At 57.0% G+C, this 10,793-nt stretch carries 12 protein-coding genes; 2 read left to right on the forward strand and 10 right to left on the reverse strand.

Features of this window, described 5'->3' with window-relative positions; all coding sequences use genetic code 11:
* Position 1: 1 nt before the first annotated feature.
* The 10 genes from atpA to mnmG form a co-directional block, all read right to left on the reverse strand.
* Positions 2-1,546, reverse strand: a complete 1,545-nt coding sequence (gene atpA / locus B9N88_RS15925) for a F0F1 ATP synthase subunit alpha (protein ID WP_003177064.1) — start codon at positions 1,544-1,546, stop codon at positions 2-4.
* Positions 1,547-1,567: 21 nt separating this feature from the next.
* Positions 1,568-2,104: a F0F1 ATP synthase subunit delta gene (locus tag B9N88_RS15930; protein ID WP_027608176.1), complete on the reverse strand. Its 537-nt coding sequence runs from the start codon at positions 2,102-2,104 to the stop codon at positions 1,568-1,570.
* A gap of 12 nt (positions 2,105-2,116) precedes the next feature.
* Positions 2,117-2,587 (reverse strand): F0F1 ATP synthase subunit B, encoded by a 471-nt coding sequence (locus B9N88_RS15935; protein ID WP_008439543.1) that lies wholly within the window; start codon positions 2,585-2,587, stop codon positions 2,117-2,119.
* Positions 2,588-2,642: 55 nt separating this feature from the next.
* Positions 2,643-2,900, reverse strand: coding sequence for a F0F1 ATP synthase subunit C (gene atpE / locus B9N88_RS15940; RefSeq protein WP_002555987.1), 258 nt, complete (start codon positions 2,898-2,900; stop codon positions 2,643-2,645).
* 133 nt (positions 2,901-3,033) lie between these two features.
* Positions 3,034-3,903, reverse strand: coding sequence for a F0F1 ATP synthase subunit A (gene atpB, locus B9N88_RS15945; RefSeq protein ID WP_017736231.1), 870 nt, complete (start codon positions 3,901-3,903; stop codon positions 3,034-3,036).
* Between the two features lie 16 nt (positions 3,904-3,919).
* Positions 3,920-4,327, reverse strand: a complete 408-nt coding sequence (locus B9N88_RS15950) for a F0F1 ATP synthase subunit I (protein ID WP_010565865.1) — start codon at positions 4,325-4,327, stop codon at positions 3,920-3,922.
* A 148-nt stretch (positions 4,328-4,475) separates the two neighbouring features.
* The gene (locus tag B9N88_RS15955) at positions 4,476-5,348 is read right to left on the reverse strand and encodes a ParB/RepB/Spo0J family partition protein (protein WP_027608174.1); all 873 of its coding nucleotides are present in this window, start codon (positions 5,346-5,348) and stop codon (positions 4,476-4,478) included.
* Between the two features lie 9 nt (positions 5,349-5,357).
* Complete coding sequence (locus B9N88_RS15960; RefSeq protein ID WP_016978715.1) at positions 5,358-6,155, reverse strand: ParA family protein; 798 nt, start codon at positions 6,153-6,155, stop codon at positions 5,358-5,360.
* Between the two features lie 18 nt (positions 6,156-6,173).
* Positions 6,174-6,818, reverse strand: coding sequence for a 16S rRNA (guanine(527)-N(7))-methyltransferase RsmG (gene rsmG, locus B9N88_RS15965; protein ID WP_027608173.1), 645 nt, complete (start codon positions 6,816-6,818; stop codon positions 6,174-6,176).
* On the reverse strand, positions 6,815-8,707 hold the full coding sequence (gene mnmG / locus B9N88_RS15970) for a tRNA uridine-5-carboxymethylaminomethyl(34) synthesis enzyme MnmG (protein ID WP_027608172.1): 1,893 nt from the start codon (positions 8,705-8,707) through the stop codon (positions 6,815-6,817). Before mnmG ends, rsmG begins: the two co-directional genes overlap by 4 nt.
* Positions 8,708-9,271: 564 nt before the next feature.
* Between mnmG and B9N88_RS15975 the strand changes: the two genes are divergently transcribed.
* A complete protein-coding gene (locus B9N88_RS15975; RefSeq protein WP_027608171.1) occupies positions 9,272-9,778 on the forward strand; it encodes a sigma-70 family RNA polymerase sigma factor in 507 nt (168 codons plus the stop codon).
* On the forward strand, positions 9,778-10,722 hold the full coding sequence (locus tag B9N88_RS15980; RefSeq protein WP_027608170.1) for a FecR domain-containing protein: 945 nt from the start codon (positions 9,778-9,780) through the stop codon (positions 10,720-10,722). Before B9N88_RS15975 ends, B9N88_RS15980 begins: the two co-directional genes overlap by 1 nt.
* The last annotated feature ends 71 nt before the right edge of the window (positions 10,723-10,793 follow it).

Raw genomic sequence — 10,793 nt, forward strand, 5'->3', positions numbered from 1 at the left:
CTTACCAGGTTTGGGTGGCCTTGAACTTCTCGATACCGGCTTTCATGCCAGCGTCGATATCGTCATTGAAGTCACCCTTCACGTTGATCTTCGCCATCAATTCGGCGTGATCGCGGTTGAAGTAAGCAATCAGCGCTTGTTCAAAGCTGCCGACCTTGGCGATTTCAACGTCGGTCAGGAACCCACGCTCAGCGGCATACAGCGACAACGCCATGTCAGCGATCGACATTGGGGCGTATTGCTTCTGCTTCATCAGCTCGGTAACGCGCTGACCATGCTCAAGTTGCTTACGGGTCGCTTCGTCCAGGTCAGAAGCGAACTGGGCGAATGCGGCCAGTTCACGGTACTGAGCCAGAGCGGTACGGATACCACCGGAGAGCTTCTTGATGATCTTGGTCTGAGCGGCACCACCCACACGGGATACCGAAACACCGGCGTTCACTGCAGGGCGGATGCCCGAGTTGAACATGGCCGATTCCAGGAAGATCTGACCGTCGGTGATGGAAATCACGTTGGTCGGAACGAACGCGGAAACGTCGCCAGCCTGGGTTTCGATGATCGGCAGTGCGGTCAGGGAACCGGTTTTGCCGGTCACTGCGCCGTTGGTGAACTTCTCTACGTACTCTTCCGAAACGCGGGATGCGCGCTCCAGCAGACGGGAGTGGAGATAGAACACGTCGCCTGGGTAGGCTTCACGGCCTGGTGGACGGCGCAGCAGCAGGGAAATCTGGCGGTAAGCCACTGCTTGCTTGGACAGATCGTCATAAACGATCAGCGCGTCTTCACCGCGGTCGCGGAAGAATTCACCCATGGTGCAACCGGAGTACGGTGCCAGGAATTGCAGCGCAGGAGATTCCGAAGCACTGGCAGCCACGATGATCGTGTTGGCCAGGGCGCCGTTTTCTTCCAGCTTGCGAACCACGTTGGCGATGGTCGATTGCTTCTGACCGATCGCTACGTAGACGCAGAAAATGCCGCTGTTCTTCTGGTTGATGATCGCGTCGATCGCCAGAGCGGTTTTACCGATCTGACGGTCACCGATGATCAGCTCACGCTGGCCACGGCCGACTGGGATCATGGCGTCGACAGCCTTGTAGCCAGTCTGTACAGGCTGGTCTACCGACTTACGCCAGATCACGCCTGGAGCAACTTTCTCGACCGCGTCGGTCTCGGTGTTGCCCAGTGGACCTTTACCGTCAACAGGGTTACCCAGTGCGTCGACTACGCGACCCAGCAATTCCTTACCAACCGGAACCTCCAGGATGCGGCCAGTGCACTTGGCGCTCATGCCTTCAGCCAGACTGGTGTACGCGCCCAATACCACGGCACCTACGGAGTCTTGCTCCAGGTTGAGGGCCATACCGTAGACGCCGCCCGGAAACTCGATCATCTCGCCGTACATAACGTCGGCCAGACCGTGAATCCGCACGATGCCGTCAGATACGCTGACGACAGTGCCTTCGTTACGGGCTTGGGAGGTCACATCGAGCTTGTCGATGCGGCCCTTGATAATTTCACTTATTTCGGAAGGATTGAGTTGCTGCATTGCTCTGCTGCCCCTTCAAACTCAAGATTTCAATGCTTCGGCAAGATTCGCGAGTTTGCCGCGAATCGAGCCATCGATAACCAGGTCGCCGGCGCGAATGACAACACCCCCAATAAGGGATGGGTCTTCCGCAACTTGCAGGCGCACTTCCCGGTCGAGTCGTGCACTGAGAACCTTGGCGAGTTTGTCTTGCTGTTCTTGGTTCAATGCAAAAGCACTGGTCACTTCAACGTCTACCGATTTCTCTTGCTCGGCCTTGTACAGGTCGAACAGAGCGGCAATCTCCGGCAAAAGCAGGAGACGGTCGTTTTCGGCGATGACATTGATGAAGTTCTGCACTTTCACATCAAACTTGTCGCCGCACACTTCAATAAAAGTGGCGGCCTTGTCTGCGCTCGTCAGTCGCGGGGCCTTGAGCACGCGCTGCATGGTGCCGTCTTGCGACACTGCTGCAGCCAGGCCGAGCATGGCTGACCAAGAGGCCAGCTGCTGGTGGGCCTGGGCGTGCTCGAAGGCTGCCTTAGCGTAAGGTCGGGCCAACGTGGTCAATTCTGCCATGATCGCCCTCGCTTAAATTTCAGCAGCCAGTTTGTTAACCAGCTCCGCGTGCGCGTTTTGATCAATTGTGGCACCCAGGATCTTCTCAGCACCGCCGACGGCCAGAGCACCCAGTTGGGCACGCAGCGCATCTTTGACACCGTTCAGTTCCTGCTCGATCTCGGCTTGAGCCTGAACCTTCACACGGTCAGCGTCGATACGGGCTTTTTCAACAGCCTCTTCAACAATCTGGTTACCGCGTTTCTTGGCTTGCTCAATGATTTCGGCTGCTTGAGCTTTCGCTTCGCGCAGTTGCTGACCCGCTTTATCTTGGGCCAACTCCAGGTCGCGAGCTGCTCGTGCGGCAGCGTCCAGTCCATCCGCGATCTTCTTTTGACGTTCGTGCAAAGCCGCGATGACCGGAGGCCATACGAACTTCATGCAGAAAACGACAAAAATCAAGAACGCTAAGGACTGACCAATAATGGTTGCATTAATGTTCACGCCAATACCTCGCTCATTCGTTGCACAACACACCAATCACTCGAAAAACGAGTGATTAACCGGCGAGTTGACCAACGAAGGGGTTCGCGAAGGTGAAGAACAGAGCGATACCAACGCCGATCATGGTCACGGCGTCGAGCAGGCCGGCAACGATGAACATTTTAACTTGCAGCATTGGAACCATTTCTGGCTGACGCGCTGCGCCTTCCAGGAACTTGCCGCCCAGCAGGCCGAAACCAATGGCAGTACCCAGGGCGCCCAGGCCGATCAACAGTGCAACAGCGATAGCGGTTAGACCAACTACAGTTTCCATCTTTCCTCCCGACTTTTACGTCGTATGGTTTAGGTTTTTTAGATTTTAAAGCGGTAAAACAAATCGTTTCATAGCCCTGGTGGGCCACCTTCCCGTTTCACCGGGAAGGACATCAGGCTAGTCGAGACTGGCCTTAATGGTTCTCTTCGTGCGCCATCGACAGGTAGACGATGGTCAGCATCATGAAGATGAAGGCCTGCAGGGTGATGATCAGGATGTGGAACACAGCCCACGCCCACTGCAGAACAATGCCCAGGCCGCTAAGCCAGAGCAGGCCGCTGCCGAACATCACAGCGATCAGAATGAACACCAGCTCGCCGGCATACATGTTGCCGAACAGTCGCAGGGCCAGGGAGATCGGCTTGGCGATCAGGGTGACGAATTCCAGCAGGAAGTTCACCGGGATCAGCAGGGCTTGAACGAAGATGTTCTTGCTGCCGAACGGGTGCAGGGTCAGTTCGCCGATGAAGCCGCCGATGCCCTTGATCTTGATGCTGTAGAAAATGATCAACGCAAATACCGACAGGGCCATGCCCAGGGTAGCGTTCGGGTCAGTGGTCGATACGGCACGGAATGGAATGTGCGGGTCGCCGGAAATCGCCATGGCCAACTGAGGGATCCAGTCAACCGGGATCAGGTCGACGGCGTTCATCAGGAACACCCAGACGAAGATGGTCAGTGCCAACGGTGCAATCACCGGGCTACGGCCATGGAAGCTGTCTTTCACGCTGCCATCGACGAATTCGACCAGTACTTCAACGAAGTTCTGCAAAGCACCTGGCTGACCGGAAGTCGCCTTCTTTGCCGCCATGCGGAAAATCAGGACGAAGATCAGACCCAAAGCGACCGACCAGCCCAGAGTATCCAGGTGGAAAGCCCAGAAGCCCATTTCTTTGGCTTCTGCTGCGGAGTGGGCAAAGCCCCAGCCGCCGTTGGGAAGCTGACCGAAGGTCAGGTTCTGCAAGTGGTGCTGGATATAGCCCGAAGCGGTTGTTTCTGCCATGGTTGCCTCAAACGCCCTAAGGTTTCGAAAGTCTTGTTTTCATCAGCAGGGGAGCGAACCAGCTGACCAGTTGGGTCAACACGAAGACGCCGAATACAGCCAGCGGCGCCAATGGCTTCACACCTGCAAAGGTCAGTGCAAACAGCACTGCCGTCAAAATCAGTTTCCCCGCCTCGCCGGCATAAAAAGACCGGACGATAGCCTGGGCTGCTCGGGCGCCGGAAAACCGAAAGGCCCTGTGAGCAAAATACATATTGGGCAGCAAGGCTATCAGGCCTCCGCAGAGTCCTGAATATCCGGCTACGACTCCATGCCAGTACCAAAGCGCCAATGCGGCGATCAGCAAGATGACAAATTGAGCCAATAAAACCGGAAAAACAGCCAAGCGATGGAAGGGCAACGTGTTTGGCGTGCGGGTTTCCATCACTCTTGCTCCTCAATAGTCGGCTGCCGGAAATCAATAACTTGGCATAATTTGTGCCGACAAAATGCGCGCAGAGTATAGGGGCGGTTCTGCCCCTATTCAACTGCCGGGTAGTGATTTCCGATCACGCGCTACATAAGCAAATGTTTCAGCGGATGTGGGCAAGGACGCCCTGAAGCTCATCAAGGGAGTTATATCCGATGACCAATTGCCCTTTGCCTTTCTTACCGTGGCGAATTTGTACCGCAGAGCCCAGGCGCTCGGCCAGGCGCTGCTCGAGACGCGCAATATCCGGATCAGGTTTGGCTGTTTCGACCGGTGCAGGTTTGCCGCTGAGCCACTGGCGAACCAGGGCCTCGGTCTGACGAACGGTGAGCCCTCGTGCGACAACGTGTCGCGCCCCTTCAACCTGTTGATTTTCCGGCAGACCGAGCAAAGCACGGGCGTGGCCCATCTCGAGGTCGCCATGGGACAACATGGTCTTGATGACTTCCGGCAGCGCGATCAGGCGCAGCAAGTTGGACACGGTGACACGGGATTTACCCACGGCCTCGGCGACCTGTTGCTGGGTCAGCTGGAATTCCTGCTGCAAACGCTGCAAGGCGATCGCTTCCTCGATGGGATTGAGGTCTTCACGCTGGATATTCTCGATCAACGCCATGGCGATGGCGGTTTCATCCGTTACATCGCGCACCATCGCCGGGATGGTGTCCTTGCCCGCCTGCTGGCTGGCGCGCCAGCGGCGTTCACCGGCAATGATTTCAAAGCGGCCGCCGCCGATCGGGCGCACCACAATCGGCTGCATCACGCCCTGGGCCTTGATCGAATTGGCCAGTTCCTCCAGCGCCTGGGGGTCCATGTCCCGGCGTGGCTGGTATTTGCCGCGCTGGATCAGGTCCAGGGGCAGGTGCTGCAGCTCGCGTTCGTCAGCCTGCACCGCTTGTTCTTCAAGCGATGTGACGGTCGGACCACTCAGCAGTGCATCCAGTCCACGTCCGAGACCTCGTTTCTTGACGGCCATGGGGATTCCTTAAGTTGGCTGGGCTGCAGCGGTGCGTGAGTTGCGGCGTTGACGACGAACCATCTCGCCGGCCAATGCCAGGTAGGCAATGGCACCACGGGATGATTTGTCGTACGCCAGCGCGGGCATGCCATAGCTTGGCGCTTCGGCCAGGCGGATGTTGCGTGGAATCACGGTGTCGTACAGCTGGTCGCCAAAGTGTTCCTTGAGCTGCGCCGACACATCGTTCATCAGGCTCAGGCGCGGATCGAACATGGTTCGCAGCAGGCCTTCGATCTGCAGGTTCGGGTTGAGCAGCTCGGCGATACGCTTGATGTTATCCACAAGGTCGCTCAACCCTTCCAGCGCGTAGTACTCGCACTGCATGGGGATAATCACCCCATCGGCAGCCACCAATGCGTTAAGCGTGAGCATCGACAGCGACGGTGGGCAGTCGATCAAAATGTAGTCGTAGTTCTCGCGGATCGGTGCCAACGCGCTGCGCAGACGGCTTTCCTTCATCTGCATTTCCAGCAGCACCACTTCCGCCGCAGTCAAATCGCGGTTGGCCGGCAGCAGTTGATAACCGCCATGCTCGGAGTAGTGCATGGCCTGGGCCAGGTCGCACTCGCCAATCAGCAAGTCGTAGACCGAGTTTTCCAGGCCGTGTTTATCCACACCGCTACCCATGGTGGCGTTGCCCTGTGGATCGAGATCGATCAACAGCACCCGGCGCTTGGTGGCGACCAGGGATGCTGCGAGGTTGATGCAGGTGGTGGTTTTGCCCACGCCACCTTTCTGGTTCGCTATCGCGAATACCTTAGCCATTCTTGCTTGTGTTCCCAATCATGCCGTGCGGCGCAGTATCAGCAGATGGCGTTGGCCTTGGCAACCGGGTACGGCCAAGGCGTGTTCGCTATCGAGGTGGAAGTCTGCCGGCAATGCTAACAGCTCATCGCTTGGATGGACGCCCTTCATTGCCAGCCAGCGGGTGTCGCGGTCGCCCAGGTGACGAGTCCAGTTGCTGAAGTTCTCCATGCTGCTGAACGCCCGGGAAACAATTCCGTTGAAGGGCAACTCAGGCGTGAAGGCTTCGACGCGACTGTGGATAACGTGCAGGTTATCCAGCTTGAGTTCGAGTTTGACCTGGGTCAGGAAGCGGGTTTTCTTGCCGTTGCTGTCCAAGCAGGTCACTTGCGACTCAGGAAACAGGATAGCCAGCGGGATGCCAGGCATACCGCCACCACTGCCGACATCGAGCCAACGACCGTTTTCGATAAACGGCATCACGCTCAGACTGTCGAGCAAGTGACGGGAAACCATTTCGTCGGGATCACGCACAGCCGTCAGGTTGTAAGCCTTGTTCCATTTGATCAACAGGGCCAGGTAACCCAGCAGCAAATCGTGCTGGGCTTCGGTCAAGTCCACGCCCAATTGGCGCGCACCTGTGGATAACTCTTCGGCGTGTTGCGAGGTGACCAACGAACTCAAGCGCTTTGCTCCAACTGACGGCCCGCGCCGCGTTTTTTCAAATGAATCATCAACAGCGAAATAGCTGCAGGGGTGACGCCCGGGATACGTGAAGCCTGCCCGAGGGTCTCGGGGCGAGTTATCCCCAGCTTGCTTTGGATTTCTTTCGACAATCCGGAAATACCGGTGTAGTCGATATCCACAGGCAGCCTGGTGTCTTCACTGGCGCGCAGACGAGCGATCTCGTCCTGCTGGCGGTCAATGTAACCGGCGTACTTGGTCTTGATTTCGACCTGCTCGGCAACCTGTGGATCATCGGCGCCGCCGCCGGTCACTTCGACCAGACCGGCGTAGTCGATTTCCGGACGGGACAGCAGGTTCAGCAGGTTGTATTCATGAGTCAGCGGCGTGCCGAATTTTTCCGCAATCGCGTCGCCCTGCTCGGTCCCGGGGCGAACCCAGGTACTTTTCAGGCGCTGCTCTTCAAGCTCGATGCTTTCGCGTTTTTTGCAGAAGGCCGCCCAGCGCGCATCGTCGACCAGCCCCAGTTCACGACCTTTTTCGGTCAGGCGCAGGTCGGCGTTGTCTTCCCGCAGAATCAGGCGGTATTCCGCCCGGGAAGTGAACATCCGATACGGTTCCTGGGTTCCCAGGGTAATCAGGTCGTCGACCAACACGCCGATATACGCTTCATCGCGACGCGGGCACCAGCTGTCTTTGCCCTGTGCACGCAACGCGGCGTTGGTACCGGCCAGCAAACCCTGGGCGCCGGCTTCTTCGTAGCCGGTGGTGCCGTTGATTTGCCCGGCGAAGAACAGACCGCCGATAACCTTGGTTTCCAGGCTGTACTTCAGGTCACGCGGGTCGAAGTAGTCGTATTCGATGGCGTAGCCCGGACGCACGATGTGTGCGTTTTCCATGCCGCGAATCGATTGCACGATCTGGATTTGCACATCGAACGGCAGGGAAGTGGAAATCCCGTTCGGGTACAGCTCATGGGTAGTCAGGCCTTCCGGCTCGATGAAGACCTGATGGCTTTCCTTGTCGGCAAAGCGGTGGATCTTGTCTTCGATCGACGGGCAGTAACGCGGGCCAATACCTTCGATCACCCCGGAGTACATCGGCGAACGGTCGAGGTTCGCGGCAATGATTTCGTGAGTGCGCGCATTGGTATGGGTAATCCAGCAGCTCACCTGTTTGGGGTGTTGCTCCTTGGAACCCATGAACGACATTACCGGAATCGGAGTATCGCCCGCTTGTTCGGTCATCACCGAGAAATCCACGGAACGCCCGTCGATACGCGGTGGGGTCCCGGTTTTCAGGCGACCGACGCGCAGCGGCAATTCGCGCAGGCGTTTTGCCAGGGCAATCGACGGCGGATCACCGGCGCGGCCACCCGAATAGTTCTGCATGCCGATGTGGATAAGTCCGCCGAGGAACGTACCGGTGGTCAACACCACGGATTCTGCGAAGAAACGCAGGCCCATTTGGGTGACAACACCGCGAACCACGTCCTGTTCAACGATCAAGTCATCGGCGGCTTGTTGAAATATCCACAGGTTGGGCTGGTTTTCCAGGGTTTCGCGGACTGCGGCTTTGTACAGGATGCGGTCTGCCTGGGCCCGAGTGGCACGCACGGCCGGGCCTTTGCGGCTGTTGAGCACGCGAAATTGAATACCACCCTTGTCGGTAGCCTCGGCCATCACGCCACCAAGGGCGTCGATTTCCTTGACCAGATGGCTTTTGCCGATCCCACCAATGGCAGGGTTGCAACTCATGGCGCCGAGGGTTTCCACGTTATGCGTCAGCAACAGGGTTTTTACGCCCATGCGTGCTGACGCCAGTGCTGCCTCGGTACCGGCATGACCGCCGCCGATGACGATCACTTCAAAACGGGAAGGGAAATCCACCACGCACCTCGTGCCTGCTTATGTAGGTAATCAGGAATTGTTTGTTGAAAGGGTTTTGGAGCTTTGGCGGCAAGTATAGGGACTTCGCCCTTCCTAAAGAACCCTTTGCACAAAATTTAACCAGCTGTGGATGAATCACAGACAATAGAAATTAAAAGAGAGAAATTTATTAAATCTTTGTTTTTATGTTTATTTCTACTAGGCACCTTTTCTGTGGATAGATCTCTACAGGCCTTTATTTACAATGTGTACAGCGATTCAAAAGTCTGTGGTCATGTGCCAATGAGGCCCTTGGATAAGTGCTTTAAGCCTGTGGATTAAACAGGTGGTTATCCACAGAGGGGTTTTTACTCAGGTTTCGAGCCCTGTTATCAACTGGGCACAGGGGTGGTTATTCACAGGGCTTAATCCACAGAAATCCGTGCAATGGTGTGAATTTCGCCCACGACGAAGCCAACCGAATCTTTCTATTCGGGGGTGAGCACGTCAAAAAGAGATCTATTGTGAGAAAACAGCCAGGCAGTTAATAATAGCGATTATCATTAACCTAGCTTGTCATGCCCTATGTCCCCTTCTTCACACACGGCTGCGGTTCAGAACATCTACGAGCAGCACCACTCCTGGTTGCACGGGTGGCTCAAAGGTAAGTTGCATAACGCGTGCGATGCAGCCGATGTGGCGCACGATACGTTCGTGCGCATTCTGGTTGGGCGGCATGCGGCGCAGATCGTTGAACCGCGTGACTACCTGGCAACCATCGCCAGGGGCCTGGTGATTGATCGTTATCGCCGGCATGCCATCGAGCAGGCCTACAAGCAGACCTTGGCCGAACGGCCTGAAGCCACGGCCATCAGTGAGGAAGACAAAGCCATCATCATCGAGACGCTGGTGGCTGTGGATAAAGCCCTGTCCGGACTCGGCGAGCGAACGCGACGGATCTTCCTGTTGTCGCAGATCGAGGGGCTGACTTATCAACAGATCGCCGATCAACTGCAGGTGTCGCTGACCACGGTGAAGAAGCACATGATCCGTGCATTGACTGAATGCTCGCTGATCATGGCCAGCCTGTAATGGCCGCCCCCGATCGCAAGACCTTCGAGGCCGCTGCTCACTGGTATGTACAGTTTCAATCCCAAACGCCTACGGCTGCTGAACGCCTTGCCTGGCAACAATGGCTCAACGGCGATCCGTCCCATCAGGCGGCGTGGAACCAGATGGAGCAATTGCAGCGCAGTCTCGGCGCCCTGCCCCAGGATTTCACCCGCCGGGCATTGTCGACCACGCAACAACGTCGCCAGGTATTGAAGTGGATGCTGGTAATGGGCGGTACCGGGTGCCTGGGCTGGAATGTCCAGCAACACACCTCCCTGGGCAATGTTTGGGCCGACTACCGGACCTCTGTGGGGGAACGCCGGCGTATCGCATTGGCTGACGGCACACGGATTGATCTGAATACCAGCACGGCGATTGACGTGATCTTCGACGGGCGCCAACGTTTGATCCGGCTGCGTGAAGGTGAAGTACTTATCCACACCGGCAAGTTGGGCGGGCACACGCCCTTTTATGTCGAAACCCGCCAGGGCCGAGTCCAGGCATTGGGTACTCGGTTTACAGTGCGCCAGTTGCCGGATTCCACGCGTGTCGGTGTTCTGGAGGATCGCGTAAGTGTGGCCCCTGGTGACCGGCCCAACCATGCTCGACTGCTCGGTGCCGGTGAAAGCGCTGACTTTGATCGTCAAAACGTAGGGCTTGGCCACACGTATAGCGGGTCCCAGGCTGCCTGGGTCGACGGCCAGCTGATCGTATTGGATGCTCGCCTCGGGGATGTGATCGAAGACCTTGCCCGCTACCGTCCGGGCGTCCTGAAATGCGACTTGGCTAGTGCACGCCTACGTGTTTCCGGGACTTTCCGCCTCGATTCCACCGATGCGGTGCTGGCGAATCTGCAGGCAACCTTGCCCATTCAGGTGAAATACTTCACTCGCTATTGGGTTTCGGTGAAGCGAATCGCTTGATCGGAAAAAATATCCTCACAAGGGGTTATCTTTTTTTTACCTGGCACGGCCCTAAAGGTAATCACGACGCC

It is taken from the genome of Pseudomonas sp. LAMO17WK12:I1, from assembly GCF_900177315.1.
GTDB lineage: Bacteria > Pseudomonadota > Gammaproteobacteria > Pseudomonadales > Pseudomonadaceae > Aquipseudomonas > Aquipseudomonas marginalis.

Bases quoted from the DNA above. Each gene is read 5' to 3' on its own strand.
- atpA (WP_003177064.1), bottom strand. From the start codon at position 1,546: ATGCAGCAACTCAATCCTTCCGAAATAAGTGAAATTATCAAGGGCCGC.
- B9N88_RS15930 (WP_027608176.1), bottom strand. From the start codon at position 2,104: ATGGCAGAATTGACCACGTTGGCCCGACCTTACGCTAAGGCAGCCTTC.
- atpE (WP_002555987.1), bottom strand. From the start codon at position 2,900: ATGGAAACTGTAGTTGGTCTAACCGCTATCGCTGTTGCACTGTTGATC.
- atpB (WP_017736231.1), bottom strand. From the start codon at position 3,903: ATGGCAGAAACAACCGCTTCGGGCTATATCCAGCACCACTTGCAGAAC.
- B9N88_RS15950 (WP_010565865.1), bottom strand. From the start codon at position 4,327: ATGGAAACCCGCACGCCAAACACGTTGCCCTTCCATCGCTTGGCTGTT.
- B9N88_RS15955 (WP_027608174.1), bottom strand. From the start codon at position 5,348: ATGGCCGTCAAGAAACGAGGTCTCGGACGTGGACTGGATGCACTGCTG.
- B9N88_RS15960 (WP_016978715.1), bottom strand. From the start codon at position 6,155: ATGGCTAAGGTATTCGCGATAGCGAACCAGAAAGGTGGCGTGGGCAAA.
- B9N88_RS15975 (WP_027608171.1), top strand. From the start codon at position 9,272: ATGTCCCCTTCTTCACACACGGCTGCGGTTCAGAACATCTACGAGCAG.
- B9N88_RS15980 (WP_027608170.1), top strand. From the start codon at position 9,778: ATGGCCGCCCCCGATCGCAAGACCTTCGAGGCCGCTGCTCACTGGTAT.